This window comes from Arthrobacter sp. zg-Y750 (assembly GCF_020907365.1).
Classification (GTDB): domain Bacteria; phylum Actinomycetota; class Actinomycetes; order Actinomycetales; family Micrococcaceae; genus Arthrobacter_B.
The window spans coordinates 387,585-412,468 of the sequence record NZ_JAJJOC010000013.1; the positions used below are offsets into that span (position 1 = coordinate 387,585).

The window sequence follows — 24,884 nt, forward strand, 5'->3', positions numbered from 1 at the left end:
CCGGCGCTTCCGCGTTTAATTGCTGGGAATCTTGCTAGGAATCCTCGCCGGTCTGACCTTCCCGGGCCAGTGCGGTCAGGCGGGAGACTGCACGGAAATACTTCTTCATGTACCCGCCGGCCATCATTTCCTTCGTGAACAGCTGGTCAAACGGCACGCCGCTGGCCAGGATCGGCACGTCTTTGTCATACAACCGGTCCGCGAGGACCACGAAGCGCAGCGCCACCGACTGCTCGGTGATGGTCTGTACGTTCCGCCAGACGACGGCGTCGATACCGTCGATCAGCTGCCGGTAGCGGCTGGGGTGGACGCTGGACAGGTGCGCGATCAGCTCGGAGAAGTCATCGGCTGCCACGGTCTTGCCGCTGAACTCGGACTCCATCCGCTGCTCCAGCTCGGCGTCGTCCAGCGGCGCCGGGGACTCGGGCAGGCCGCGGTGGCGGTAGTCCTCGCCGTCGATGCGGACTACATCGAACTGGTCGGCCAGGACCTGGATTTCGCGTTGGAAGTCGACGGCGGCAAAGCGTCCCTCCCCCAGCGAGCCCGGCAGGGTGTTGGACGTGGCTGCGAGCTTGACGCCGGCGTCGGCCAGTTCCCGCATCAGCCGGGACATGAGCACGGTGTCTCCCGGATCATCGAGCTCGAACTCGTCAATGCAGACCAGCTTGTAGGTGCTCAGGGCGTCCACGGTTTTGCGGAAGGACAGTGCGCCTACCAGGTTGGTGTATTCCACGAACGTGCCGAAGGCCTTGGGGCCCTCCACCGCATGCCACAGCGAGGCGAGGAGGTGGGTCTTGCCGACGCCGAATCCGCCGTCGAGGTAGAACCCGGCCTTGGTCTCGGGCTTTTTGCCGCCGAAGAACTTCCGGAAACCGCTGGGCTCGGGGGTGTCGACGTCGGCGGCAAAGGAGCGCATGGCGTCCACGGCTTTTGCCTGTGATGGCTGCGCCGGATCGGGGCGGTAGGAATCAAAGGACACGCTGCCGAAGCGAGGCGAGGGGAAGAATCCCTGCAGCAGTTCGTTTACGGATACCTGGGGAGTCCGTTCTGTCAGGTGCTCCAGTTGTGCCACTGCGTGCTGTCCGTCCGTTTCGTGCCCGGCCGGCAAGGTCTGCCGGTTCTGATGCTCTTTGGGTGGCGGCATTTCGCCGCCCTGCAAACGATACGCCAACGCGCCCGTGAATGAGATTTGCAAGCCCTGGGGCACCCCGATCCCCAACCACGAGGGCAGCCCGACGCCCTTCTTCTCACGGTCGCGTAAACGCCGCGCACCGGCACGAGCGTCAGTGGTGAGGACATTCAGGGGTATCCGCGAAGTCCGATGCCTTGGGCTCTTTATTGCGTGATCGCCTTCGAATACGATTCCGCCGTGGAATCTTCGCCAAAGAAGTACGAAGCCGATCTCTCACGGACGCCGCGAACGGTTGATCCGGTCGTGGAGTGGTTATTGCAAGGCGATCCGGCCATCCGGTGGCAGGTGTTACGCGACCTTCTCGACGCCTCCCAGGATGAGGTGGACGCTGAACGGGCGCGGGTGGAGCACGCAGGGTGGGGCGCCGGGCTGCTCGCAAGGCGTGCCCCTGACGGACGGTGGGCGGACGGGGCCTGCTTCCCGGATACCGCGGCGTTCGCCGAGAGTACGGCGCGGGCCCTGGCCGGCGGGGAACCACCGCCGCCGTTCCCTGCCGCCTTTGCAGAACCGACGCCGGGCGCACAACCGGGCGTGCAACCGGGCGGAGAGCCGGAGCAACCGTGGACCGCTACCTACCCGGTACTGCTGGACCTGTGCCATCTGGGCGTACCACCGGACAGCGCGGTGATGCAGGAGACAGCGCAGCTGGTCGCCGACAACTGCAGGTGGGAATACGACGGATTGCCGTTCTTCGCCGGGGAAGTCGACTGCTGCATCAATGCCGGCACTATCCTGATCGGCAACTACTTGGGCGTCGACGTCGAGCCGGTGGTGCAGCGGCTCCTTGCGGACCAGATGCCCGACGGCGGCTGGAACTGCTGGGCCGAGACACGTCCGGCACCAGGATCCTTTTCCAGCACCCTTGATGTGGTGGACGCTTTACTGCGGTGGGAGCGGCACACCGGTGGATCCGACGAGGTCCACCGGGCACGCCATGACGGCGAGGAGTACCTGCTTCAACGCTCCCTGTTCCGGTCCTTGCGCACCGGCGAGGTGGTGGACCCGCGATGGCTTCAGTTCTCCTATCCTCCTCGCGGGCACTATGACCTGCTCAAGGCGGCGAGCTACTTCGCCCTGCGCGGCGGACCGGCCGATCCGCGGCTGGCTGAAGCGATCGACCATATCCGTGCGAAACGCCAGCCGGATGGACGGTGGCTGCTGGAGAACACCCACCCCGGCGCGGTCCACTTTCGCTTCGAAGGACCCGACGGCACGCCGAGCCGGTGGAACACCCTCCGGGCATTGCGGGTTCTGCGCTGGTACGACGCAGCTAGTTAGAGAACGGAATCCGTCGAAGGGCGTCAACGACCTGCAGGACTGCCACCCGCTGGAGTGCTTCAGGCCGGCAGAGGATATCCACGCGCCGTGCCAGCGGCAGGTCGTGGATCGGTTTGAGGACAATCCCGCTGCCTGGCGGCGGGGCTGCGGTGTGGCGCGGCATCAGCGAGACGGCAGAACCGGCGGAGACAATCGCTGCCGCAATGAAAAACTCGTTGATCCGGTGCGTGACATTAAGGGGTTGCCCGGCGTGAACAGCAAGTGCCTGCAGGGCAGACGTCAGCGGAAAGCCGTCCTGGACTGACACCCATTCTTCAGTGATGAGGTCGGCGACGCTGACGCTTGGCTCAATGGCGAGAGGGTGTGTCTCTGACATTGCGACGTCGAGGGGCTCCCGAACCAGCGGCAGGACGGTGATGGATTCGGGCCATGGCGGGCTGTGCTCAAGGCGGTGGGCAATGACCACGTCGTAATCGGCGGCCAGGGCGGGAAAGTCTTCCTGGCCCACATCCCGGTCATGGCAGATTAGCCGCGGGCTATCCTCACCGGACAGCGCTTGAAGCAGGGGCCCGAAGTAGGTCAGGCCGGCGCTGTTGAAGGCGCACAGGTTCACCGTCGCGCGGGGGTCCTGGAGGTAATGGCTGACGGCCTGCTCGGCAGAACGCATGGCGACGCTGATATCAACGGCGGCCCGGGCCAGGGCCTGGCCGGCGCCGGTCAGGACAAGGTTCCGTCCCCGCCGCTCCGTCAGGGGAACCTCTGCCCGGCGCTGCAGCGCCGCCAATTGCTGCGACACGGCGGATGCGGAGACATGGAGCGCGCGGGCAACTGCGGCAAGGCTGCCTCGCTCACCCAATTCCCGAAGCAGCTGTAACTGATGCAGATCCATAAGGAAAACCTAAACCATCAGTTCATCAAATGCCCTCTCGTCTTATCTTTCCATTGCCATAAGACTGGTCAGGTGACCTTCCCCTCCCCGCGTCCCGCCCGGCGAATCCAGCCCGCCCGGCGAATCCAGCCCGCCCGGCGAATCCGGACTGAACCGCGACGCCTGTTGTTTTCGCTACTTTCTGCGCGCAGGGTGGATCTCCTACTCCTGATGGTCGCTGTCGTGTGGGGCAGCAGTTATCTTGCAGCCAAAACCCTCACCGAGACAGTCGGCGTCACCGTCATCCTTTCCCTGCGCTTCCTGATCACCACGCTGGCCCTGGCACTCATCTGGCTGGTCGGGAACCGCCGTCGGCCCGGTCGCCGCGAGACGCTCGTCGGCGTGGTCCTGGGCCTGACACAGGCCGCGGTACTTCTCCTGGAAACCCAGGGAATCTCCGGTACCAGTGCCACGAATGCCGGGCTGATCATCAGTCTCGTGATTGTGTTTACCCCCGTCACGGAGAGCCTCGCCTTCCGCGTGCCGCTGCCGCGCATGGTCTTCGTGGCGGGGGTGGTGGCAGTGGTAGGTGTATGCCTCCTTGTCTCCGGTGACGGATTCGCTGCTCCGACGCTGGGAGACCTGCTTGTGCTGGCCGCCGCCGTCGTGCGGTCAATCCACGTCACCGCCGTCTCCGGCCTCACCCAGGGACGCGGTCACAGCGCACTGAATCTGACCCTGATGCAAAGTGCGGTCTGCGCCGTCGTATATAGCGCAGCCGACCACCAAGGTGTGCTCGAGGCAGTGCGCAGCTTCGACGCCGGTGAATGGATGGGTGTGCTCTACCTGGGGCTGGCATGCAGCGTGTTCGCATTCCTCGTCCAGACCTGGGCCATCCAGCAGACCTCGGCGTCGCGGGCCAGCCTCCTGATGGGCACCGAACCTATCTGGGCCGTCCTCATCGGAATTACCATAGGCCGGGAAGCCCTTCCGCTGCCGGGCATCGCCGGTGCCGCACTCATCATCACCGGCACGTACCTGGGGCTGAGGTCCGAGACACGCCACCGCGCAGCGACGTCTCCAGCGAAACTCGACGCCGTCGGGACGCCGTGATCGCACTTCAACGGTTCGTCTTTAGCCGGTACCCGAGCACTGCAGCTGCTGCCAAAAGTGCAGTACCTAACCGACTGAGCCCTTCTTCCCACCAGCTATCGGTCTGGACGCCTGCGGCGAGGCCGACAGTCAACGTCAATACTCCGACCAGAACCATCACGATCAGCAAACGTCTGGCTTTCCGCCGTCCCGCCGCCGTCAACGGCTTCGGCGCAGTCTGCTCCTTGGAGTCCTCTCGCTCAAAGAGCAGAAACAACACGGAAGCAAAGAGGACTGCGAACATCGTCTGCAGCAGGAAAGGCCATTCTTCATCACCAGTCGTCGAGAATTGGACGGCGAGTACTATCAGCATGCCTGCAACTGAAATGGCCAGTGAAGCAACAAGTATGAGTCGCTTGCGGTCCCGCGCGAAAACGATCGGTTGACCTTTCGACCGGCCTCTTATGACCCATGCCCCACCGATGGCCGTGGCGCAGCCCCACGCAAAGAAGATCCAGGAAGTGACGGCTTCGCCGCCGGTCCCCTGGATCGCCCGGCTGAAGCTTGCATACACGCATATCAGGCTCAGCCCCAGCGTCAGGCTGCCGCACAGGATCCGTAACGGCGCTTCGCCCGGCTTCCTGCCGGTACGGACCGAACCATGTGTCATCGCAGCCTCCGCGGTCGCAGTAGTTCACCTTGCAGTGCATACTACTCACCGCCTGCTTCTAGCTGCCTCCGTGCCTGGAGCTGCGCGCACAGTGCTACTGCTTGGCCGGTTGGGGCTCGGCTCACGGCCTAAGGTATTGGCGCGACGACCGATCGGGAACCATAGGCTCGGGCCGGCGAACAGGAAGGCAAGCACCGCGAGCACCCACACTGCCCGTGCCCCGGCGGTGAGGTGGGATGCAAGCATTACCGTCCCCCTTTTTTCGGGCCGGAGCGACTCTCGAGGCACACCTGCGGCCGGCCAGGCAGAATCGGAACGTTGCCCTCCGTCATGTCTGGACGCCGGCCGAAACGCAGCCAATACTCGACACATGACCCCTCGGCGCACCGCGAGCCCAAATGCGGACAGCCCGCGCATCGGCGCTGAACGGACCCTGATAGGCCTGGAGTTCGGCACAGCCGCTGCTGCCCTCGGCGGCGGAATCCTGCTGGCCGTCCGGCCCGACGGCGCGTTCCTCCACGCGGATCCGCATGTGCTGCGGCGGACCCCGTTTACGGACTGGCGGCTGCCCGGCCTGCTTCTGGCCGCCGGGTGCGGCGGCGGATACCTGGCCACCGGGATCCTCCAGCTGCGCCGCCACCGGGCAGCCCGGCCGCTGGGAGTGGCGGCCGGCCTCAGCCTGATCGGATTGGAAGCCTGGGAAACCGCCTACGTCGAGTTCCAGCCACTGGAGGCCGTGTTCGCCGTCGTCGGCGCTGCCGTCGCCGTGCTGGCGCTGCGCGTCCCCACCGGCCGTCCGGCACTGCGCCTCCTGACCGGGGCGTCCCCGGGTTAGGCGGGCATTGGAAGTTTTCACCTCCCGGCGTCGTTAGGCTTAGAAGAAGCCAATATTCAAAAGCCTAGGAAAGAAGTTTTGCGTATGTCGATCGCCGCTGACAGCAACCCCAAGTTCGCCGCCTACGCCCACCCGGAGCGGTTGGTGTCGACGGACTGGTTGGCGGAACACCTGGACAAGCCGGATAACCTGGTGGTCCTGGAATCCAACGAGGACATCCTCCTCTACGAAACGGGCCACATCCCCGGCGCCGGCAAGATCGACTGGCACACCGACCTCAACGACGCCGACACCCGGGACTTCGTGGACGGCGAGGCCTTCGCGCAGCTCATGTCCCGCAAGGGCATCACCCGCGACTCCACCGTGGTCCTCTACGGCGACAAGAGCAACTGGTGGGCCGCCTACGCCCTGTGGGTCTTTACCCTGTTCGGCCACGAGGATGTCCGGCTGCTCGACGGCGGCCGGGACAAGTGGGTTGCCGAAGGCCGCCCCATGACCACGGACAAGGTTTCCGTGCAGCCCACCGATTACCCCGTGGTGGAGCGCCGCGACGAACAGATCCGCGCGTTCCTGCCCGACGTCGTCGGCCACCTGGGCAAGGGACCGCTGATCGACGTGCGCTCCCCCGCCGAATACACCGGCGAACGCACGCACATGCCCGACTACATGGATGAGGGCGCCATGAAGGGCGGGCACATTCCCACCGCGAAGTCCGTGCCGTGGGGCAAGGCCGCCGCCGAAGACGGCACATTCCGCAGCCGCGACGAGCTCGAGGCCCTCTACAAGGACGGGGCGGGCCTGCAGGAGGGCGACGACGTCGTGGCCTACTGCCGCATAGGCGAACGTTCCAGCCACACCTGGTTTGTCCTGAAGCACCTGCTCGGTTTCGAGTCCGTACGCAACTATGACGGATCCTGGACCGAGTGGGGCAACGCCGTGCGCGTGCCGATTGCCCGCGGTGAAGAACCCGGCAACGCACCCCGCTGATTTCCACCGCATAAAGAGAGATTTCCCCATGACCGCAACACCCGAAACCGCCATCCCGGACTCCTTGGCCGAAATCGTCGACGACTTCCAGGCAATGGAGGAAGCCGAGCGGCTGGAACTGCTGCTGGAATTCTCCCGCAGCCTGCCCGAGCTGCCCGCGGAAATCGCCGACCGGCCCGAACTGATGGAGCAGGTAGTGGAATGCCAGTCGCCGGTGTTCCTCAGCCTGGATGTGGACGACTCCCCCGAACACCTGGTGTCCCTGTTCTTCAAGGCGCCGCCGGAAGCACCCACTACCCGCGGGTTCGCCAGTGTCCTGTACGAAGGCCTGAACGGACTGCCGGCAGCGCAGATCCTGGCCGTGCCGGCCGATGTTCCGGACCGGCTGGGGCTCACCCGGGCCATCACCCCGCTGCGCATGCGCGGGATGTCCGCCATGCTGGGACGTATCAAGCGCCGGCTCGCTGAACACGAAAAGCTGAACCAGGCGTAGGTTTCACCGGCACAGCAGTTTCACCGGCACAGCAGGAGGGCAGCACCATGGCGGGCAACCGGGACAAGAACGCGGGCCGGAGCGCGACGCCGGCCACGCGTCTGCTGGACCACGGCAAGGTTCCGTACACCGTGCGTCATTACGAGCACGACGCCGGTGCGCCCTCCTATGGACTGGAAGCGGCGGAGAAGCTGCAGCTGCCGCCGGAATCCGTGTACAAAACCCTGATGGTGGATCTGGGCGGACACCTGGCCGTGGCCATGGTGCCGGTGGCGCTGAACCTGGACCTGAAGAAATTCGCCGCGCTGATGGGTGCCCGCAAAGCCGTGATGGCGGACCGCCACGAGGCGGAGAAGCGCACCGGCTACGTGGTGGGCGGGATATCCCCGCTGGGCCAGAAGCACGCCTCCCCCGCCGGCATCGACTCGCGCGTCGAGCTGCTGGACACCGTGTATGTGTCCGGCGGCCGGCGCGGCCTGCAGATCGGCCTCTCCCCGTTTGACCTGATCCGGCTCACGCACGCCGTCTCTGCCCCCATCGCGGCCGCCCCGGCCTGAGGGCCGCCTGTCTCGGGCTGCGGCTGGTGCCTAGCCCTTGCGCACGTGGTGCAGGGCGTAGCCGTAACTGAGCCGGGACCGCTGCGGATCGGCTTCCAGCCACGCATCGGCGGTCCCCTTCGGGAACTCCATCCGCACGACGTCGGCCAGCTCTTCCGGGCGGTCGAAGGTCCAGCTGCTCATCACCCGCGTGGTTGACGCACCGTGTTCCGCCCACCAGGACGCGATGTAGTCGCCCTCGCCCTGGCCGGCTGCCGCGTTGGCCGCCTCGAGCAGGTCCGCGAACTCGCCGTCGTCCTGGTCATTGTCGATGACCATCAGGGACCCGCCGGGCCGCAGCACCCGCAGGACCTCCGCCAGCCCAGCCGAGCAGTCATTCTGAGGCGACGGAAAAAAGTACGCAAACCGGGCATGGACTACGTCCACCGAACTGCCCGGAAGCGGGATGTACTCCGCCGAACCATGCAGCACCGAGGCGCCGCCGGCCCGTGCCCGTGCCGCTGCCAGCAGCTCCGGATCGGGTTCGACGCCGATCACCGAGGCCGCCTGTTCCGCATACCGGGGCAGCCAGAACCCGGTGCCGCAGCCCAGGTCAAGGATGATGCGGCCCGCCCAAGGCGCGAGACGGGACAGGGCCGCCCATACATACTCCTCCCGGTCCAGGGCACGGTTCTCGATTTCGTACAGGTCCGGATGCAGGCCCTGGTTCCAAGCCCGGAAAAAGTCGGCAGGCATTCCGGCCCGGTCATGATTCAGCATTGGTTACTCTTCGGCATTGGCTCCCCCATTGGTGCTGCTTTTCCACCGAAGATACAGGCCCGATGCCGGGTGCCCGGCTATTGATCACCGTCCGGCAGGTCCCGCATTGCGCGCAGCGGTGACAGGACCAGCGGCAGGAACGCGAGGCACGCGAGGACCCCGGCAATCCAAAGGGCCGGCCGCGCTCCGTAGACCTGGCCCATAACCCCGCCCAGAACCGCTCCTACAGGCTGCGTTCCCCACACCAGGAACCGCATGGTGGCATTCATCCGGCCGAGCAGCCGGTCGGGAGTCAGCCGCTGGCGGAAACTGACCTGTGCAATGTTGTAGACAACGGTGCCGCAGCTTGCGACCCCTAGGCCCGCTGCTCCGAGCCAGACCGTCCAGCCTTGGCTGGCTGCGGGCCACAGCAGCGCGAAAGGCGCCGTTGCCGCTACCGACATCCAGATGGAGCGGCCTTCGCCGAGCCATGCGGTCACCCGCTTCGCGGCCAGCGCACCCAGCAGGCCGCCCACACCCAGCAGCGAGAACACGATTCCCATTTGCCCCGAGCCCAGCCCCAAATCGCGGGGCAGGAAAAAGATCAGCATCGCCATGTAGGCGGAGAAAGCCAAGTTGAACAGGCCGCTGGATCCGGCGACGGCGCGCAGCAGCGGGTTGCCCAGGACAAAACGAAGGCCCTCCGCGATGTCGGCACCGAGCCTTGAACCGGGATCCCGCACCGGCCGGGCCTGCGGCTTCCGGATCCGGAAAACGAAGAGCGCTGACAGCCCCATGGCCAGGGCATCCAAGGCCACGGCGAAGGGGGCGGTAAGCCATGCGATGAGCTGCCCGGCCGCAGCGGGGCCGCCCAGCTGGGCGACGGATCGCACGGTCTCCAAGCTGGCATTGCCTTCCACCAGCCTGCTGCGGCCAATCAGCTGCGGAAGGTAGCTCTGGTACGCCACGTCGAAGAACACGCTGAAGATTCCGGTCACCAGGGCCACGGCGTAGAGCTGCCAGATAGACAGCACGCCCAGCCACCAGGCCAGCGGAATGGTCAGCAGAACCACAGAACGGATGACGTCGGAGGAGACCAGTACGTGCCGGTAGCGCAGCCGGTCCACCCAAACCCCGGCGGGCAGTCCGACCAGCAGGAAAGCCACGGTGCTCACGGCAGCAAGCACGCCTGCCTCCAGTTCGCTGGCGTCCAATGACAGGACGGCTACCAGCGGAAGTGCCAGGCCGGAGATCTCCTGCCCGAATCTGCTCAGCGCCGTGGAGTAGAAGAGGTTGCGGAAGTCGTGCTCCCGCAGGATCCCCCGGCCGCCCTTGCCTGCGGGGCTACTCTCCGTGACCTCTGCTGCGCTCTTCTCCGTCACCGCACTCTTGTCCGTCCCTGCACTCTTGTCCGTCGTCGCACTATTCTCCGTCGCGGCACTCTTCTCCGTCGTCATGCGATTGACTTTGTGCAATCGATTGAGTTTTGTCAATAGCCCTCTGATATTCTGCCCGCATGACGAAAGAGAGCCGCCAGGCCCCGCGGCGGCCGGCCAGCGAGGAAGAAGCCAAGGCCCTCGCCTCCGCAATACGGTTCCGGATCCTCCGGCTGTGCCTCAAGGAGCAGCTGACCAACAAGGAAATCGCCACCCGGCTGGGGGCCAATCCCGCCACGGTGCTCTACCACGTCCGCAAGCTCGTCTCCGCGGGTTTCCTCGAGGCGCAAGAGGGCCGGTCCGGGCCCAGCGGAGCCTATGAAGTTCCCTATCTGGCCACGGAAAAGTCCTGGAAACTGGAGTTGGACGGGCATGATCTCGATGTTCGCGGCGCAGTAGTCGGTGCCTTCGTCGATGAAATGGGGCAGGTCCCGGCGTCGGCGGAGGTCATGATTTCCCGGCTGGGGGTCCGCCTCACCAAGGCGGGGCATGACCGGTTCGTGGACCGGGTAATGGGCATCCTGGAGGAGCTCAAGGCGGAGGAAGCCGAAGCCGAAGAGGAAGCGGACAGCACCAGGTATTCCATCTTCCTGGCCGTGCATCCCGAGAACAGGGCTCCCGCCGCAGAAGAGTAACCGTGGTGGCCGGCAGCGCCGTCGTCGCGCTTTCCTCCGCGCGAGGCCGCGCCGGACGCCGCCTGACGGACCGCACTGGCGCTAATGGTCTTTTCCATTGTTGAATACACGGATGCCTACCGCTGAGATACGCCGCGCCACCGAAACCGACATGCCGGCCCTCGGTGCAGTGCATGTCGCTGCATGGCAGTGGGCGTACCGCGGTTTGATGCCGGACACCGTGCTGGACGCGATGGATGCCGACCGCAGGGCCGAAGGCTGGACACGGCTGGTCCGGGAAGGAACCGTCCCGCAGCCGCACGTGGCCGTGATCGGCCTGGAAATGGTCGGGTTTTCCCACGCAGGCACCAGCCGCGACCGCGACGCCGGCCCGCAAACCGGAGAGGTCACCTCCCTGTATCTGCGCGCACACCACGTAGGCACCGGATTAGGGCGCCGTCTCTGGGAGGCAGCACTGGATCAGCTGCGCGGCAGCCAGCACGCGGAGGTCAGCGTGTGGGTGCTGGAGACAAACGTCCGCGGCCGGCGCTTCTATGAACGGATGGGGCTGGTCCCGGACGGCGCCGCCAGAACCGAAGTCCTCAACGGATCACCGCTAGCCGAGGTGCGCTACCGCGCACCGCTGGCGGGAACAACGCACTAACCCGGCTGCTCCGGGGCCCGGGCCGCCGGGGCTCGGAGTCCGGTCCCCGATCCCCCGCTACTCCCCCGGCTAGTCCCCCGTACGGTGCTCCGCGGGGTGCCGGGTGCGGCCCAGGGCGCTGTTCAGCCAGCCCAGCACCACACGCTCCCAGCGTTCGGGATCCACGTTGTATTCCTTGGTGTGTCCGGCCTGGGTGAAGGGCTCGAAAGTGATGACTTCCGGGTTCTTCTCCGCCAGTTCGGCTGACGGACCGTAGGGCACGAAGTCGTCATCCTTGCTGTGCAGGATCAGGGTCGGGATCCGGATTTCCTCTGCGCGGGTGACCCAGTCCATGCTCTTGAGGTCCAGCGGAGCGGCCAGTCCGGTCAGCGCCCGGCCGGCGGCGTTGGAGATCAGCCACTGTCCCAGCCGCCCGGCCTGCGCCGGAATCCGGTTCACCCTGGCGTGGTGCGCCAGCACATCCACCCAGTTGATCACCGGCCCGTCCAGCACCATTGCGCGGATGTAGCGGCTCAGCGGTGATCGGTCTGCAGCCTGCAGGCTGATCGCCCCGCCCATGGACCAGCCGAACAGGACGACATCCTTGGCACCGTTCTCCAGCGCGTACCGGATGGCGGCCTCGACGTCGTGCCATTCGGTGTGCCCCAGACCGTAGCGGCCATCCGCTGCGTAAGGGGCCTCGCCGTCGTTGCGGTAGGAGATCAGCAGGCTGCTCAGCCCGGCTTCACGCGCGGTGCGCACAGCTCGCAGGCACTCGGTGCGCCGCGCGCCCCGGCCGTGGACCATGACAGCCCAGGTCTCCGCCCCGGGGGTGCGCACCAACCAGGCCGGAGCGGTCCCGTTCTCCAGCGGGATCTGCACTTCTTCTTCGGGCATCCCGACGGCGGCCGGCGAGGGATAAATGGAACCGCTCCACCAGCCGCGCCGGGCCTTGGTGAGGTCACCGCTGTAGACCTCTTCGACGTCGCGCTGCACGGTGCCCTCACGCGGCACGTAGGAGCGGATGGCACCGATCCGGGCGTGCCCTTCGCCGTTGTCGAAGTACAGGCTGTATGTCCCGTCCACGGTGGTATCCGCGTTGGCCGGGAGGATGACCTGGCGTCCGTGCTCGCTCTCGGTCACGGCCAGGATCTCCAGGTTCGAGTCGCGGGTGCGTGCCGGGGTCACCACCTGGCGGGCGAAGTAAACGCCCAGGCCCGACGCCGCCGCCACCACCGCAGTTGATGCCACCGCACCTATTCCGGCCCCGAAAGCGGTCCAGCGGACCCAGGGAACCACGGAGCGTACCGCAGCAGAACCGGCAGGAACTTCAGTAGGAACGGAGATAGCCATAAGACTATTCTTACCGACGCTGACGCCCTGCCGCGCATCGAGGCCGCGCCGCGCCGAGCCGTGCCGGAGCGGCGGGCATATTAGGCTGGTGGCCATGACCTCGACAATTGTGGTGCTGACCGAAGAATCGCTGGTTCCCGGCGACATTGAAAACCTGCGTGCCCTGGCCGGTGATACCCCCACCCGCTTTGAGGTGCTGGTCCCGGCCGATCCGGGCCGGAACCTGCTGGTGGACGTGCTGGACAACCTGAGCCTGCTGGAATTCTCCGCCGCGTTCAAGAACCTCACCGGTGACCGGCCCTCCAAGGCCGACGAGGTGAAAGCCGCCGTCACCGAACTGGCCGAATCGCTGGAACTGATGCAGGCCTCCGGCCTGGAAGCCACCGGCACGGTCACCGGCGAGGAGCCGGTGACCGCCGTCGTCGAAACCGCCAAGCGTACGCAGGCGGATCAGGTGGTGGTTATCACCACCCCGCACGCCATCGAAGACACCTTCCGCACCGACTGGGCCAACGAGGCCCAGGACCGGCTGGGCGTGCCGGTACTGCACCTGTACAGCGGCTCGGGATTTATTGGCGACTCTTAAGCGTTGACGCGGATATGACTACCGAAGAGAACGCCGGAACCATCCCGGTGCAAAAGTCCGACGAGCAGTGGCGCGAGGAACTTTCCCCCGAGGAATTCGCCGTCCTGCGCAAGGCCGGCACCGAACGGCCCTACACCGGCGAATACTGGGACACCAAGACCGCCGGCGTGTACCAGTGCCGGGCCTGCGGCAGCGACCTGTTCACCAGCAACGAGAAGTTCGATTCGCACTGCGGGTGGCCGTCCTTCTTCGCCCCGCTGGCCGAGGGCAAGGTCCGTTACCTGCACGACCGCAGCATGGGCATGGACCGCATTGAGGTCCGCTGCGCCAACTGCGACTCTCACATGGGCCACCTGTTCGAGGGCGAAGGCTTTGATACGCCCACCGACCAGCGGTTCTGCATCAACTCCATTTCGGTGAAGCTGGTACCGGGCGACGGCGCCGGCAGCACCACCGAACCGTAAAGGACCGGCGTTGGAGTACGGAGTTTTCCCGGCCGACCCCGTAAAGGGGCCGGACATCCCGGACGAGGCAACGAACCGGTACCGGGAGCTGAGCGCGGACATTGCCTCCGGCGTCGGCGTGGTCTCCACCCGGCTGCGCGGGCGTGACTACGCCGCCACCGTCAGCGGTTTCCTCTCCGTCTCCTACGACCCGCCCACCCTGCTGGTGAGTCTCTACGCCGAGGCCCGCATCGCAGAGGCAGTGGTCGACGCCGGCAGCTGGGCCCTGAGCCTGCTGCCGGCACGGCTGCGCGGCACCGCCAACTGGCTCGCCAGCCCCGGCTCGCCCCTGGAGGGGCTGCTCAACCAGGTTGACTACGGCCGCGGACCGGAAACCGGCGCCGCCGTGATTGAGGGCTCCGTTGCCTGGTTCGAGGTACGCACCACGCAGGTGACGACGGCGGCCACCCACCTGCTCATCGTGGGCGAAGTGGTATCCATGGGCCGGCGCGCGTCCGCCGACGACGAGGCGGACCCGCTTGTCCACTTTGCAGGCGCCTACGCCCGGTTGGGCCGCTGAACCCGCCCGACCATTGTTTCCGGCCGGACCCAAACGTAACCTCGATGGACGGGGGAAACGTTCCGCTCACCGCTCAGAGGGTGCGGAACCACCGGTCCTGAGGAGATGCAAATGGGCACAGATCAGTACCATGAGCCGCCGTCTGAACTTCCGGCGGAAACCCGCACCTTTACCCGCATGTGCGCCAGCCTAAGTGAAGAAGCCGAAGCCATTGGCTGGTACGTGCAGCGGATGGCCGTTGAACCCGACGCCCAGTCCCGGGCCATCATGCTTGATTCCCTCGGCGAAGAGTTCAAGCACTTCAGCATGGAACTGGAGTTCCTGCTCCGCCGCACTCCCCTGTGGCGTGAGATAGCCCAAGGGATCCTCTTCACCGAGGGCGACATAGTCCGGCACGGAGAGGACTCCGAGGCCGAGGCCACCGGAGACTAGCCCGCCCGAGCAGTCCACCCATCCTCCGCTCAGGGAGGTGCCGCATGGCACGCAACAGCCTGCTGGACCGTTTCCGCCCCGTAGGTGCACCCGGTCCGGCCGGGCCCGCCGGAGTTCCGGCCGTCGATGACCAGGGACCGGCCGCTGAACTGATTCCCGTCTTCGAGGCCCTGGACTCCGCCATTGCGGCCGGGCAGCAGTTGACGGCCAAGGCCGAAGCCGACGCCGGATCCACCGTGGCTGCCGCCCGCCTCCAAGCCGCGACCCTGGTGGAGCAGGCGCATATGGACAGTGCAGCGGTGCGGGCCGACGCCGCCGCCCGGGTATCCGCCGACGCTGCCCGGGCAGACGAAGACATGCTCGGCCGGGCCCGCGAACAGGCAGCCGAGCTGCGCCGCCGGGGTGAATCCCGGATACCCGAACTGGCCGGCGCGATTGTGGCCGACCTCGTCTCGGATTTGCTCGGGCGCGGAACGGACAGCAGCTAATGCGCGCGGACTGGGTGGCGGCCTCCGTCCGGGCACGGTCCATGGCCCAGCGCCGGGTCGGTGCCGGTACCTGCCGGGAAGTTGCCGCGATGGCCAGTCTTCCCACCGCCGCCGAGGCCCTGGCCGACTCTGTGTACGGCCCCGACCTCACCGCAGCCCGCTCCCTGGGCGATGCCCAGCACGCCACCCGACGCACCGTCCTGTGGCAGCTGCGCGTCCTGGCCGGCTGGCTTCCCGCCGGCGGAACCCCGCTGATCCGGGCCGCCGCCGCCCGCTTCGAAGCGGACAACATCATCGCCCTGGCTGCTGCCCTGCACACCGGCACTTTGCCCGCGGGAACGGACATGGCGCCTGCTCCGCTCTACGATCTGGGCGGTCTGGCTACGGCCTGGCCCCGGCTGCGCACCGCTGAATCGCCCGAAACACTGCACGCCATGCTGGCCGCCAGCCCCTGGGGCGACCCCGGGACGGCAGCCCAGCTCCCGGACATCCTCACCGCCGTGTGGCTGCGCCGGCTGGCCGGCGCCGCCGCAGGTGCCCGGCCGTGGGCAGTGTCCGCCGCTGTCCTGCTGGCCGCCCGGCTGCTCCTGGTGGACCGGACCCGCCCCCCGGACCGGCTGGTCTCCCTGCTGCGGCCCTTGCTGGGCACCGGATGGACTGATGCCGCCTCGCTGCCCGAACTCGCGGTGTCCCTGAGCCCGGCCGCCGGACGGGCCCTAAGCGCCACACAGGACCCGCAGGGCCTCTGGCGGGCCGAAGTGCAGCTGGCCGCGCAGGTGGAAACCGACGGATTCGGCCTGCTCCGGGCCGGCCTGCCCGGACCCGACGTGGTGCTGGGCGCCATGGCCGTACTGGCAGCCGATGCCTGGCGGGTCCGGGCCGCCCTGGCCGCCGCAGCTGCCGGAACCGGCGGAAGCGAGGTGCTTGATGCCGTGGCGTGAAACCCTCAGCCCCCTGCGGATGGAGCGCATTGCCTTGGTCTGGCCGCTGGAGTCCCAGCGTGCCGCGCTCACCGAGGTGGCGGCCAGCGGCGCCGTCGAACTGGACCTCCCCTACGAACCCGGCGACGGTCCGGAGGAACTGGACCGGGCCGCGGAGGCCGCCGTTGTGCACGGACCGGTGGCCGCCCTGGTGGGCTGGTCCCCCACCCGGCAGCTGCCGGAACTGCGCACTGCATTGGAACCGCACGGCGCCGCCGCCATCCCGCTGCGCCACCCGCGCGGTGTGCAGCCGCCCACCCAGCTCACCGGCACCGGCACGCCGCGCAAAGTCCCGCCGTTGCAGCGCCTGCTGGTGGACACCTACACCACCGTCCCGTACGCCGATCTGGATCCGGCCCGCATCGCCGGGGTGGCGTACGTGGTGATGTTCGGGATGATGTTCGGCGACGCCGGGCAGGGCCTGCTGCTGGTGATTGCCGGGCTGCTGATCCGGTTCCTGAACGTGCCCTGGCTGGAGCGCTACCGGCGCACCTGGCTGTTCATCACCGGCGCCGGCGTGATGGCGGTGTTCTTCGGGGTCCTGTACGGGGAGTTCTTCGGCCCCACCGGCGTGCTTCCGGTGCTCTGGCTGGAACCCCTGGAGGAACCTATTCCGCTGATCGTCGCCGCACTGGTCCTGGGTGCGGTGCTGCTGGCCGGCTCCTACGCCTTGGGCACCATCAACCGGGTGCGGGAAGGCGGCTGGGGTTATGCCCTGTACGCCCGCTCAGGGTTGGCCGGCGCACTGCTGTTCGCCGCGATCGGGCTGGTGGCCTGGGGGCTGCTGGCCGGCAGCGGGGTGATCCTGGTGTTTGCCGGCGTCGCGGCCCTGGTCGCCCTGGTTTTTATCTTCATCGGACTGTTCGCCGAATCGGGCGGCGGGGCCACGGGCGGGCTGCAGGCCACGGTGGAGCTGGTGGATACCGTGGTCCAGCTGGCGTCGAACCTGGTCTCCTTCACCCGGCTGGCGGCCTTCGGCCTCACCCACGCCGCGCTGATGATGGTCGTGTGGCAGGCCACCACCGCTATCTGGGAACCGGGTTGGCGGATCATCCCGGCCATTCTGATGTTCGTACTCGGCAACGTGCTCACGTTCGCCCTGGAGGGCCTGGTGGCCGGAATCCAGGCACTGCGGCTGGAGTACTACGAACTGTTCTCGCGTGTTTTCTCCGAAGAAGGCCGCCGCTTCCGGCCCTGGAGCCCGTCCCTCGCCCCTGCTGAAAGGCACCTGCCGTGAATCCCTGGTTTGCCGGCCTTCCGCTGGTCCTTGTCCTGACCGTAGTGATTACCATTGGCGCCGTCGTACTCATGCGCCGCCGCCGCCGGGCCGGCGTCCGCGCCCTGCTCGGCTTCAACGCCGTGCTGATGGGCGGAGCCTTGGCACTGCTCGTCGCCGCCCTGAACGCCGTCCCGGCCACAGCGGGCGACGGCGGAGCTGCCGCCACCGCCGTCGCGGCGGCCACGGACGGCAGCGACAGCAGCGGCGCCGCCCTGCTGGGAGCGGCCATTGCGGTGGCCGGATCCTCCATCGGCGCGGCCATTGCGGTGGCCTACACCGGGTCCGCGGCGCTGGCGGCCATGAGTGAGCGGCCGGAAATTTTCGGCCGGGCCATGGTGGTGGTGGGCCTTGCCGAAGGCATCGCCATCTACGGGCTGATCATTTCGATCATCCTCATCGGGCAGGCATGAGCCGCCGCGAGGGCACGGTGGCCGCACTGGGTAGTGCCGCCCTGCTGCAGGGTTACCGCCTGGCCGGGGCGCTGCTCTATCCCGCCGCCGGTGCGGCAGACGTACGTGCGGCTTGGTTCCGGCTGCCTGACTCCGTGGCGGTGGTGCTGCTGACCCCCGACGCCGCCGGGCACCTCGTCGTCGAACGGGAGAATCCCCTGTCCCCGCTGACCATGGTGCTGCCCTCATGAGCCGGCTGCCGCAGGGGGCAGACGCCGCCCTGGCACCAGTGCGGCAGGCGCTGGCGCAGGACGCGGATACTGCCGCAGCCCGGACAATCGCGGCGGCGCGGCAGCAGGCAACGGACACCATGTCCCGGGCACAGGCGGAAGCTGACGGCATCCTGGCCGCGGCACGGCGGGACGGGGCCGAGGCCGCACGCGCCGAGGCGGCAGCGTCCTCCGCCCGGGCCCGGCGGCAGGCACGCCGGACCGTGCTGGCCGAGCAGGAACACCTGCGCTCCCTCCTGCAGGCACAGGTGCTGGAGCAGGCCCGTGAACTCCGCCGGGACCCGCGCTATCCGCAAATCCTCCGCAGGCTCACCGCCGAGGCGGACCGGCTGCTGGGACCCATGGCCTCTGTGACGGAGAGCTACAAGGGCGGCGTGACCGGCAGTGCCGGTTCCAGGCGGGTGGACCTGTCGCTGCCCACTCTGGCCCTGCAGGCCATGGATGACCACGCCGGGGAGGTGCGCAGGTTATGGGACGACGGGTAAGGAAGCCGGCTGCATCGGAAGCGTTAACAACGGAGGCGGCAACACCCGGGCCCGCAACACCCGGGCCGGCAACACCCGGGCCCGCAACACCCGGGCCGGCCGCTCCGGTGCCGGCCGCCGGCGCTTCCCGTCCGGCGGACAGCGGCCGGATCACCCGGGTCAGCGGACCGCTGGTGGAAATCAGCGGACTCCCCGGCCTGTCCATGCTCGAGGTGGTCAATATCGGCCCGGACGGCATTGCCGCGCAGGCCGTATCCATCAACGGTGACGAAGCCACCTTGCAAGCCTACGAATACACCGGCGGGCTGAAAGCCGGCGACCCCGCGGTGCGCACCGGCCACCAGCTCGCCGGGCTGCTGGGGCCGGGCCTGCTGGGCACGGTCTTTGACGGGCTGCTGCGCCCGCTTTCCTCGGCCCCGCTCTGGCTGACCCAGCAGCGGCAGGGCTCGGCCGAGGATCCGGCGGTGCTGGACACACAGTGGGAGTTCGCGCCGTCGGTGGCCGTGGGCGAGACCGTGACCGGCGGGCAGGTGCTGGGCACCGTGCCCGAGGCCGGAACGGTGGAATTCCGGGTGCTGGCACCCCCTGCCGTGTCCGGGGAAGTGACTTGGCTGGCCGAGGGGAAGGTCCGCCCGCTGGAAGCCGTGGCCCGGATCGGCACGGTGGAGGTGCCGCTGGCCCAGCGGTGGCCGGTGCACACCCCGCGTCCCTTCGGCGAGCGCATCACCGACGTGGTGCCGCTGCAGACCGGCCAACGGGTCCTTGACCTGCTCTTCCCCCTGCCCCGCGGATCAGCAGCCGCGGTGCCCGGCGGGTTCGGCACGGGCAAGACCCTGACCCTGCAGCAGATTGCCAAGTGGTCCGACGCAGATGTGATTGTCTATGTGGGCTGCGGCGAGCGCGGCAACGAGATGGCCGACGTGCTGGACGGGCTCTCCGGGCTCGATGACCCGCGGACCGGCGGCAAACTCATTGACCGGACCGTCATCATTGCCAACACCTCCAATATGCCCATGATGGCCCGGGAAGCTTCCATTGCCACCGGCGTGACCGTGGCCGAGTTCTTCCGCGACATGGGCTACGACGCGGTGGTGATTGCCGACTCCACCTCCCGCTGGGCCGAAGCCCTGCGCGAGTTCGCCAACCGCAACGGGGACCTGCCCGCCGAGGAAGGCTACCCCGCGTCCCTGGCCAGTGAGCTCGCCGCCTTCTACGAGCGGGCCGCCCGGGTACGCACCCTGGGCGGGGCGACGGCGTCGGTCACCGTGATCGGCGCGGTCTCCCCTCCCGGCGGGGACATGAGCGAACCGGTCACCACCGGCACCCAGCGTTTTGTCCGGTCCCTGTGGCTGCTGGACCGGGACCTGGCCTACTCCCGGCACTATCCCGCGGTCAGCTGGCGCGGCTCCTTCTCCCGCGACGCCGAGTCGCTGGGCCGCTGGTACTCCGCCCACGGGGACCCGCAGTGGGCGCAGCGGCGGGCGCAGGCTTCCCTGCTCCTGGCCGAAGCGGACCGGCTGACCGCGCTGGCAGAAATCATCGGGGCCGGTTCCCTGCCCGGACACGAGCAGATGGTGCTGCTGGGCGGGCGCCTGCTGCGCGACGGAGTGCTGCTGCAGAACGCACTGAGCCCCAATGACGGCTACAGCTCCGAAGCCAAGGGGGCCGCCTTGCTGCAAACAGTCCTGGACGTGGTGGACACCTGCCAGACGCTGGTGGGACGCGGAGTGCCGCCGGCCGACGTCGACCGTTATGACTTCACCCCGGTGCTGCGGCTGCGGGAGGACACCGGTCCCACGGACGCCGAAGGCGTGCAGCAGCGGGGCCGGGCGTTTGTCCGGCAGTTGGCGGCGGACCTGGAGCAGGCCCCGGCCTCCCCCGCGGACGCCGTGCCCGCCTCCGCACCGTCCCCGGCGCCGGAACCGGCCCCGGAACCCCAACCAACGGCGGGAGACGCCCATGGCTAACGAGAGCAGCCACGCGGCTCGGCTGGGCCACAGCGACGTGCGCGAGCTACGCGGCCCCTTGCTGGTCCTTGGGGACACCCAGGGCGTGGGCTGGGACGAGTTCGCCAACGTTTCAGTGGACGGCGGGGCCGAGCGCCATGCCCTGGTCCTGGAGATCGACGGCGACGAGACCACTCTGCAGGTCTTGGAGGGCACCGAGGGCATGTCCCTGGGCGGGGTGGAAGTCCGCTTCCAGGGCCGGCCCCTCGCGGTGCCGGTGGGCACGGACTGGCTGGGCCGGGTCTGCAACGGCCGCGGGGAACCGCTCGACGGCGGCCCTCCAGTGACCGCTGAGCATTCCTCTCCTGTCGGCGGCTGGCCGCTGAACCCCGTCTACCGGGAACCGCCGCAGGATCCGGTGATCACCGGGGTCTCCGTGGTGGATGCCCTCACCACCCTGGTCCGCGGGCAGAAGCTGCCTATCTTCTCCATCCCGGGGCTGCCGCACCTGACGCTGGCCACGCAGATCGCCGCGCAGGCCACCACCTCCTCCGGCCGTGCCTTCCGGGTGGTGTTCGCCGCGATGGGCATGACGCACGCAGACATCGCCTACATCCGGGACCGACTGGAGGAACGTTCGTCCGCCGGAGAACTGGTGCTGCTGCTCAACGCCGCCGACGATCCGGTGATTGAACGCATCCTCACGCCCCGGATTGCACTGACCCTTGCCGAGTCGCTGGCCTACGACGACGGCGCCGACGTGCTGGTGGTGATGTCGGACATGACCAGCTATGCGGAGGCGGTCCGCGAGGTCTCCGCTGCCCGGCGGGAAATCCCGGCCCGGCGCGGGTACCCGGGCTACCTCTACAGCGACCTGGCCACCCTGTACGAACGCTGCGGCCGGGTGCGGGGACGGGAAGGCTCGGTCACCATTGTTCCGGTGCTGACCATGCCCGCCGGAGACATCACCCACCCGGTGCCGGACCTTACCGGCTACATCACCGAGGGGCAGATAGTGCTCGACGGCGACATCGACGCCCGCGGGATCTACCCGCCCGTGGATGTGCTCTCCTCACTGTCCCGGCTCATGCGCAGCGGTGCGGGTAAAGGCCGGACCCGGGAGGACCACCTCGACGTGGCCGCGCAGGTCCTGTCCGCGATGGCCCGGGCCCGGTCCGCGTCCGAGCTCGCTGAACTGGTGGGAGCGGCCGCACTGAGTGAGACCGACAAGGCCTACATAGAGTTCCGCTCCGTGGTGGAAAAGGAACTGCTCCACCAGGGCCGCGACGAGTTGCGCACCTTGGAGCAGACCCTGGATCTGGCCTGGCAGGCACTGTCCCTGCTGCCCCGGCGGGAACTGACCATGCTTTCCGGCGAGTTCCTGGACCGGTACCTGCCCGGGGCCGTGGACGGGGCCCGGTTGTGAGCGGGGCGCAGCCGTGAGCGGGGCGCAGCCGTGAGCGGGTTCCGGTCCGGGGGAAGCCGGGCAGAGCGTGCCGAAGTTCAGCGCCGGCTGGCCACCGCCCGGCGCGGTGCGGAACTGCTGGACCGCAAGCAGCGCATCCTGCAGCGTTCCATCGACGGGCTGGCAGAAAGGGCCGACGCCGCGCGGCTGGCCTGGGAGGAACTGGCCCGGGAAGCTGCCGTGTGGCTGCGGCGGACCACGGCGCTGGACGGGGCTGACCGTCTGGCGGAGGCAGCGCCGTCGGACACCGCGCTGGCCACGGTCCGCTGGGGCGGGGCGATGGGTATTTCCTATCCCGAAGATGCGTCCTGCACGGTTCCTGCGGCGCCGCCGGCCGGGGGCAGCTCCGCATTGGCCTACGCTGCGGCGGCACACCGGACTGCGTTGGAAGCTGCCGTAGCCGCGGCCGCGAGCCAGCGGGCGCTGCTGCTGGTCTCGGAGGAACTGGCCGCCACGCGCACCCGGCAGCGCGCCGTGGAGAACCGGTGGATTCCGCGGCTGGAGGAACAGCTGACCGCCATTGAACGGCGGATCGCGGAGCAGGAACTGGAGGAAAGCCTGCGGCTGCGCTGGGCCGCCGGACTCATGTGAGCCGAAAAGGCACAAATAGCCGTTGCCTCGATCGAGAAAGCAAAAATTACCGTTTTTCGCCGGATAACCGGTAATTTTTGCCTTTTCGATGAGGGCGTGCTCCTGGACGGGCTCCTCTTTGGACGGAAATCTTTGGGTACTGTGACGGCATCGACACTTCATCCACCGGCCCCCGGGTATCCCGAACCTCCCGCGCCGTTCCCCCAGACCCGGGCACCCCGCACCCGAACATCCCGCCGCGGACTTCCCGCCGCCGCGCCGCCGTGGCCTGCGCCGCCGTCGTTGTCCTGGCGCTGGGCCTGTTTGCCCGCACCGGGTTGCCGGGACTGCTGGGCGACGCGTCCGGCGGCATCCTGTATGCAGCGCTGATGTACCTGCTGCTGGCCTTTCTCCTGCCCGGGGCGCGGCGTTGGCGGCTGGCGGGCGCCGCCGTCGTGGTTTGCATGCTGATCGAGCTGTTCCAGCTCACCCCGTACCCTGCCCAGTGGGGTGCGCAGTGGCCGCCGCTGCGCCTGGTGCTGGGCACTACGTTCAACGTCTGGGACCTGCCGGCGTATGTTGCCGGAGCAGCGGCAGTGTTCCTGCTGGATCTGCGGTTTGGACGGCGGACCGGCGGGCGGCGCCCGGCCGGCGGACCACCTGTGTAAGCATGGTGCCGTGCCAGCCAATGACCGCGACCCCATTCCCTTAGCCTTCCGCGCCACCGCGTATATGCGTCCTTCACGGTGGCGGCGCCGGCCGGTCCGGGCCTTCCGCTATGACGTGCTGTGGAAGGACGGACGCGTGGACCGGGACATCGACCTGGTGAAGGTGATGTATCGGCAGGCACCGGCGGACTACCAGGTCACTGAACGAGCCATGCTCGAGCAGTGCCCGGAGACAGGGACCGGACAGTGGGTCGCCTACGCCTCGGGGTACCCCGTGGACGGCCCCGCCTGAGCGGCGGGGCCGTCTAACCGGCGGCACCGGCCAACCGGGCCGCGCCTGCGCAGCCCGCCTACAGCCGGAAGCCCTCGTCCAGCCGCTCGATGATGGTGACGTTCGCCTGCCCGCCGCCTTCGCACATGGTCTGCAGCCCGTAGCGGCCGCCGGTGCGCTCCAGCTCGTGCAGCAGGGTGGTCATGATCCGGGCACCGGTGGCTCCGATCGGATGGCCCAGGGCAATGCCGCCGCCGTTGACGTTGACCTTGGCCATGTCCACCCCGAGCTCCCGCTGCCAGGCGAGCACCACGGAAGCGAACGCTTCGTTAATCTCGAACAGATCGATGTCCTCGATACTCATCCCGGTGCGCTTGAGCGCGTGCCGGGTGGCCTCGATGGGGGCGCTGAGCATCATGATGGGATCATCGCCGCGGGCGGAGATGGAGTGGATGCGGGCGCGGGGCTTGAGCCCGTAGCGGCGGACCGCATCCTCGGAGGCCAGCAGCAGGACGGCGGCGGCGTCAGAAATCTGGGACGAGGTAGCTGCGGTCAGGGAGCCGCCTTCGGCCAGCGGTGCCAGGGTGGCAATCTTGGCCCGGTTCGGGTCACGGGGACCTTCGTCCGCGGTAACGCCGTTCATCGGCAGGATCTCCCGGTCAAAGCGGCCCTCGGCCTGTGCCGCAATGGCACGCACATGGGATTCGACGGCGAAGTCCTCCATCTCCTCCCGGCTCAGCCCCCACTGCTTCACCATCATCTCTGCGCCGATGAACTGGGAGACCTGCTGGTTGCCGTAGCGCTTCTCCCAGCCCACGGATCCGGCAAACGGATTCGGAAAACCCAGTTCCTTCGCGGCGGTATTGGCGAAGGACAGCGGCACGGAGGACATGCTCTGCACGCCGCCGGCAATCACCAGGTCGCTGGTGCCGCTCATCACAGCCTGCGCCGCGTAGGACACCGCCTGCTGGCCGGAGCCGCACTGGCGCTCCACGGTGGTGCCCGGAACTCGCTCCGACAGCCCGGCCGCCAGCCAGGAAGTGCGGGCAATATCCATGGCCTGCGGACCGACCTGGTCGATGGCGCCCAGGATGACCTCGTCATATTCCTCGGAATCGATGCCGCTGCGGCGGACCGTCTCGGCAAGCACGTGGGCGGCAAGATCGGCCGGGTGGATCTTGCTCAGTCCCCCGTTGCGCTTGCCGACGGGCGTGCGGACGGCATCGATGATGAACGCTTCAGCCATGATTGGAGGG

The 24,884-nt window shown here is 68.0% G+C and carries 30 protein-coding genes; 23 read left to right on the plus strand and 7 right to left on the minus strand.

The features are described 5' to 3' along the window. Nucleotides 1-34: 34 nt before the first annotated feature. Nucleotides 35-1,072 carry a cell division protein ZapE gene (gene zapE / locus LOC57_RS09700; RefSeq protein WP_229959579.1) on the minus strand — a complete coding sequence of 346 codons (1,038 nt, stop codon included), beginning with the start codon at nt 1,070-1,072 and terminating at the stop codon, nt 35-37. A 297-nt stretch (nt 1,073-1,369) separates the two neighbouring features. On the opposite strand from zapE, the gene LOC57_RS09705 reads away from it, so the two are divergent. Further along, nucleotides 1,370-2,470 carry a hypothetical protein gene (locus LOC57_RS09705; RefSeq protein WP_229959397.1) on the plus strand — a complete coding sequence of 367 codons (1,101 nt, stop codon included), beginning with the start codon at nt 1,370-1,372 and terminating at the stop codon, nt 2,468-2,470. Here LOC57_RS09705 and LOC57_RS09710 read toward each other — a convergent pair. Then, a complete protein-coding gene (locus LOC57_RS09710; protein WP_229959399.1) occupies nt 2,463-3,359 on the minus strand; it encodes a LysR family transcriptional regulator in 897 nt (298 codons plus the stop codon). The genes LOC57_RS09705 and LOC57_RS09710 overlap by 8 nt on opposite strands. Nucleotides 3,360-3,551: 192 nt before the next feature. Here LOC57_RS09710 and LOC57_RS09715 point away from each other — a divergent pair, with 192 nt between their 5' ends. Next, the gene (locus LOC57_RS09715; protein ID WP_227911040.1) at nt 3,552-4,451 is read left to right on the plus strand and encodes a DMT family transporter; all 900 of its coding nucleotides are present in this window, start codon (nt 3,552-3,554) and stop codon (nt 4,449-4,451) included. Between the two features lie 7 nt (nt 4,452-4,458). On the opposite strand, the gene LOC57_RS09720 is transcribed toward LOC57_RS09715, so the two are convergent. After that, nucleotides 4,459-5,100: a hypothetical protein gene (locus tag LOC57_RS09720; protein ID WP_227911038.1), complete on the minus strand. Its 642-nt coding sequence runs from the start codon at nt 5,098-5,100 to the stop codon at nt 4,459-4,461. Nucleotides 5,101-5,470: 370 nt separating this feature from the next. Here LOC57_RS09720 and LOC57_RS09725 point away from each other — a divergent pair, with 370 nt between their 5' ends. The 4 genes from LOC57_RS09725 (at nt 5,471) to ybaK (ending at nt 7,972) form a co-directional block, all read left to right on the plus strand. Then, nucleotides 5,471-5,935, plus strand: coding sequence for a hypothetical protein (locus LOC57_RS09725; protein ID WP_229959409.1), 465 nt, complete (start codon nt 5,471-5,473; stop codon nt 5,933-5,935). Between the two features lie 84 nt (nt 5,936-6,019). Continuing rightward, the gene (locus LOC57_RS09730) at nt 6,020-6,922 is read left to right on the plus strand and encodes a sulfurtransferase (RefSeq protein ID WP_229959411.1); all 903 of its coding nucleotides are present in this window, start codon (nt 6,020-6,022) and stop codon (nt 6,920-6,922) included. A 28-nt stretch (nt 6,923-6,950) separates the two neighbouring features. Continuing rightward, nucleotides 6,951-7,415, plus strand: a complete 465-nt coding sequence (locus LOC57_RS09735) for a SufE family protein (protein ID WP_227911034.1) — start codon at nt 6,951-6,953, stop codon at nt 7,413-7,415. Between the two features lie 47 nt (nt 7,416-7,462). Next, nucleotides 7,463-7,972 (plus strand): Cys-tRNA(Pro) deacylase, encoded by a 510-nt coding sequence (gene ybaK / locus LOC57_RS09740; RefSeq protein ID WP_227911033.1) that lies wholly within the window; start codon nt 7,463-7,465, stop codon nt 7,970-7,972. Between the two features lie 30 nt (nt 7,973-8,002). Here the strand turns inward: ybaK and LOC57_RS09745 are convergent, their stop codons facing one another. Both LOC57_RS09745 and LOC57_RS09750 read right to left on the minus strand, forming a co-directional pair. Next, nucleotides 8,003-8,731 (minus strand): class I SAM-dependent methyltransferase, encoded by a 729-nt coding sequence (locus tag LOC57_RS09745; RefSeq protein WP_229959413.1) that lies wholly within the window; start codon nt 8,729-8,731, stop codon nt 8,003-8,005. A 77-nt stretch (nt 8,732-8,808) separates the two neighbouring features. Further along, nucleotides 8,809-10,167, minus strand: a complete 1,359-nt coding sequence (locus tag LOC57_RS09750; protein ID WP_229959415.1) for an MFS transporter — start codon at nt 10,165-10,167, stop codon at nt 8,809-8,811. A gap of 59 nt (nt 10,168-10,226) precedes the next feature. On the opposite strand from LOC57_RS09750, the gene LOC57_RS09755 reads away from it, so the two are divergent. Both LOC57_RS09755 and LOC57_RS09760 read left to right on the plus strand, forming a co-directional pair. Next, entirely contained in the window at nt 10,227-10,781 is a 555-nt protein-coding gene (locus LOC57_RS09755) for an ArsR/SmtB family transcription factor (RefSeq protein ID WP_227926486.1), read from the plus strand. Nucleotides 10,782-10,893: 112 nt separating this feature from the next. Then, nucleotides 10,894-11,424 (plus strand): GNAT family N-acetyltransferase, encoded by a 531-nt coding sequence (locus LOC57_RS09760; protein WP_229959418.1) that lies wholly within the window; start codon nt 10,894-10,896, stop codon nt 11,422-11,424. 69 nt (nt 11,425-11,493) lie between these two features. On the opposite strand, the gene LOC57_RS09765 is transcribed toward LOC57_RS09760, so the two are convergent. Then, complete coding sequence (locus LOC57_RS09765) at nt 11,494-12,756, minus strand: alpha/beta hydrolase family protein (protein ID WP_229959420.1); 1,263 nt, start codon at nt 12,754-12,756, stop codon at nt 11,494-11,496. A gap of 94 nt (nt 12,757-12,850) precedes the next feature. Here LOC57_RS09765 and LOC57_RS09770 point away from each other — a divergent pair, with 94 nt between their 5' ends. The 15 genes from LOC57_RS09770 to LOC57_RS09840 all read left to right on the plus strand — a co-directional run bounded on the left by LOC57_RS09770 (nt 12,851) and on the right by LOC57_RS09840 (nt 23,649). Next, entirely contained in the window at nt 12,851-13,342 is a 492-nt protein-coding gene (locus LOC57_RS09770; protein ID WP_227911019.1) for a hypothetical protein, read from the plus strand. A 14-nt stretch (nt 13,343-13,356) separates the two neighbouring features. After that, the gene (gene msrB, locus LOC57_RS09775) at nt 13,357-13,806 is read left to right on the plus strand and encodes a peptide-methionine (R)-S-oxide reductase MsrB (RefSeq protein ID WP_227911018.1); all 450 of its coding nucleotides are present in this window, start codon (nt 13,357-13,359) and stop codon (nt 13,804-13,806) included. A gap of 10 nt (nt 13,807-13,816) precedes the next feature. Further along, nucleotides 13,817-14,365, plus strand: a complete 549-nt coding sequence (locus LOC57_RS09780) for a flavin reductase family protein (RefSeq protein ID WP_227911016.1) — start codon at nt 13,817-13,819, stop codon at nt 14,363-14,365. Nucleotides 14,366-14,476: 111 nt separating this feature from the next. Further along, nucleotides 14,477-14,797, plus strand: a complete 321-nt coding sequence (locus tag LOC57_RS09785) for a ferritin family protein (protein ID WP_227911014.1) — start codon at nt 14,477-14,479, stop codon at nt 14,795-14,797. A 44-nt stretch (nt 14,798-14,841) separates the two neighbouring features. Further along, complete coding sequence (locus LOC57_RS09790) at nt 14,842-15,285, plus strand: hypothetical protein (RefSeq protein WP_227926489.1); 444 nt, start codon at nt 14,842-14,844, stop codon at nt 15,283-15,285. Continuing rightward, complete coding sequence (locus LOC57_RS09795; RefSeq protein ID WP_229959422.1) at nt 15,285-16,226, plus strand: V-type ATPase subunit; 942 nt, start codon at nt 15,285-15,287, stop codon at nt 16,224-16,226. Before LOC57_RS09790 ends, LOC57_RS09795 begins: the two co-directional genes overlap by 1 nt. Continuing rightward, nucleotides 16,213-17,502 carry a V-type ATPase 116kDa subunit family protein gene (locus LOC57_RS09800; protein WP_229959424.1) on the plus strand — a complete coding sequence of 430 codons (1,290 nt, stop codon included), beginning with the start codon at nt 16,213-16,215 and terminating at the stop codon, nt 17,500-17,502. Before LOC57_RS09795 ends, LOC57_RS09800 begins: the two co-directional genes overlap by 14 nt. Continuing rightward, nucleotides 17,499-17,954 carry an ATP synthase subunit C gene (locus LOC57_RS09805; RefSeq protein WP_229959426.1) on the plus strand — a complete coding sequence of 152 codons (456 nt, stop codon included), beginning with the start codon at nt 17,499-17,501 and terminating at the stop codon, nt 17,952-17,954. Before LOC57_RS09800 ends, LOC57_RS09805 begins: the two co-directional genes overlap by 4 nt. Next, nucleotides 17,951-18,184 (plus strand): hypothetical protein, encoded by a 234-nt coding sequence (locus LOC57_RS09810; protein WP_227911002.1) that lies wholly within the window; start codon nt 17,951-17,953, stop codon nt 18,182-18,184. Before LOC57_RS09805 ends, LOC57_RS09810 begins: the two co-directional genes overlap by 4 nt. Beyond that, on the plus strand, nt 18,181-18,708 hold the full coding sequence (locus tag LOC57_RS09815; protein WP_229959428.1) for a hypothetical protein: 528 nt from the start codon (nt 18,181-18,183) through the stop codon (nt 18,706-18,708). Before LOC57_RS09810 ends, LOC57_RS09815 begins: the two co-directional genes overlap by 4 nt. A 107-nt stretch (nt 18,709-18,815) precedes the next feature. Next, nucleotides 18,816-20,675, plus strand: coding sequence for a V-type ATP synthase subunit A (locus tag LOC57_RS09820; RefSeq protein WP_227910995.1), 1,860 nt, complete (start codon nt 18,816-18,818; stop codon nt 20,673-20,675). Then, a complete protein-coding gene (locus tag LOC57_RS09825) occupies nt 20,668-22,080 on the plus strand; it encodes a V-type ATP synthase subunit B (RefSeq protein WP_227926495.1) in 1,413 nt (470 codons plus the stop codon). Before LOC57_RS09820 ends, LOC57_RS09825 begins: the two co-directional genes overlap by 8 nt. Before the next feature lie 30 nt (nt 22,081-22,110). Then, a complete protein-coding gene (locus LOC57_RS09830) occupies nt 22,111-22,710 on the plus strand; it encodes a V-type ATP synthase subunit D (RefSeq protein WP_227910992.1) in 600 nt (199 codons plus the stop codon). A gap of 263 nt (nt 22,711-22,973) precedes the next feature. Then, on the plus strand, nt 22,974-23,357 hold the full coding sequence (locus LOC57_RS09835) for a ribosomal maturation YjgA family protein (protein WP_227910991.1): 384 nt from the start codon (nt 22,974-22,976) through the stop codon (nt 23,355-23,357). Nucleotides 23,358-23,367: 10 nt separating this feature from the next. Next, nucleotides 23,368-23,649, plus strand: a complete 282-nt coding sequence (locus LOC57_RS09840; RefSeq protein WP_227910989.1) for a hypothetical protein — start codon at nt 23,368-23,370, stop codon at nt 23,647-23,649. Between the two features lie 58 nt (nt 23,650-23,707). On the opposite strand, the gene LOC57_RS09845 is transcribed toward LOC57_RS09840, so the two are convergent. Next, on the minus strand, nt 23,708-24,874 hold the full coding sequence (locus LOC57_RS09845; RefSeq protein WP_227910988.1) for an acetyl-CoA C-acetyltransferase: 1,167 nt from the start codon (nt 24,872-24,874) through the stop codon (nt 23,708-23,710). Between the last annotated feature and the right edge of the window lie 10 nt (nt 24,875-24,884).

Bases quoted from the DNA above. Each gene is read 5' to 3' on its own strand.
- LOC57_RS09815 (WP_229959428.1), top strand. From the start codon at position 18,181: ATGAGCCGGCTGCCGCAGGGGGCAGACGCCGCCCTGGCACCAGTGCGG.
- LOC57_RS09755 (WP_227926486.1), top strand. From the start codon at position 10,227: ATGACGAAAGAGAGCCGCCAGGCCCCGCGGCGGCCGGCCAGCGAGGAA.
- LOC57_RS09735 (WP_227911034.1), top strand. From the start codon at position 6,951: ATGACCGCAACACCCGAAACCGCCATCCCGGACTCCTTGGCCGAAATC.
- LOC57_RS09765 (WP_229959420.1), bottom strand. From the start codon at position 12,756: ATGGCTATCTCCGTTCCTACTGAAGTTCCTGCCGGTTCTGCTGCGGTA.
- LOC57_RS09760 (WP_229959418.1), top strand. From the start codon at position 10,894: ATGCCTACCGCTGAGATACGCCGCGCCACCGAAACCGACATGCCGGCC.
- LOC57_RS09845 (WP_227910988.1), bottom strand. From the start codon at position 24,874: ATGGCTGAAGCGTTCATCATCGATGCCGTCCGCACGCCCGTCGGCAAG.
- LOC57_RS09770 (WP_227911019.1), top strand. From the start codon at position 12,851: ATGACCTCGACAATTGTGGTGCTGACCGAAGAATCGCTGGTTCCCGGC.
- LOC57_RS09720 (WP_227911038.1), bottom strand. From the start codon at position 5,100: ATGACACATGGTTCGGTCCGTACCGGCAGGAAGCCGGGCGAAGCGCCG.
- LOC57_RS09795 (WP_229959422.1), top strand. From the start codon at position 15,285: ATGCGCGCGGACTGGGTGGCGGCCTCCGTCCGGGCACGGTCCATGGCC.
- LOC57_RS09750 (WP_229959415.1), bottom strand. From the start codon at position 10,167: ATGACGACGGAGAAGAGTGCCGCGACGGAGAATAGTGCGACGACGGAC.
- LOC57_RS09730 (WP_229959411.1), top strand. From the start codon at position 6,020: ATGTCGATCGCCGCTGACAGCAACCCCAAGTTCGCCGCCTACGCCCAC.
- LOC57_RS09785 (WP_227911014.1), top strand. From the start codon at position 14,477: ATGGGCACAGATCAGTACCATGAGCCGCCGTCTGAACTTCCGGCGGAA.
- LOC57_RS09790 (WP_227926489.1), top strand. From the start codon at position 14,842: ATGGCACGCAACAGCCTGCTGGACCGTTTCCGCCCCGTAGGTGCACCC.
- LOC57_RS09825 (WP_227926495.1), top strand. From the start codon at position 20,668: ATGGCTAACGAGAGCAGCCACGCGGCTCGGCTGGGCCACAGCGACGTG.
- LOC57_RS09745 (WP_229959413.1), bottom strand. From the start codon at position 8,731: ATGCTGAATCATGACCGGGCCGGAATGCCTGCCGACTTTTTCCGGGCT.
- LOC57_RS09710 (WP_229959399.1), bottom strand. From the start codon at position 3,359: ATGGATCTGCATCAGTTACAGCTGCTTCGGGAATTGGGTGAGCGAGGC.
- ybaK (WP_227911033.1), top strand. From the start codon at position 7,463: ATGGCGGGCAACCGGGACAAGAACGCGGGCCGGAGCGCGACGCCGGCC.
- LOC57_RS09725 (WP_229959409.1), top strand. From the start codon at position 5,471: ATGACCCCTCGGCGCACCGCGAGCCCAAATGCGGACAGCCCGCGCATC.
- LOC57_RS09800 (WP_229959424.1), top strand. From the start codon at position 16,213: ATGCCGTGGCGTGAAACCCTCAGCCCCCTGCGGATGGAGCGCATTGCC.
- msrB (WP_227911018.1), top strand. From the start codon at position 13,357: ATGACTACCGAAGAGAACGCCGGAACCATCCCGGTGCAAAAGTCCGAC.
- LOC57_RS09810 (WP_227911002.1), top strand. From the start codon at position 17,951: ATGAGCCGCCGCGAGGGCACGGTGGCCGCACTGGGTAGTGCCGCCCTG.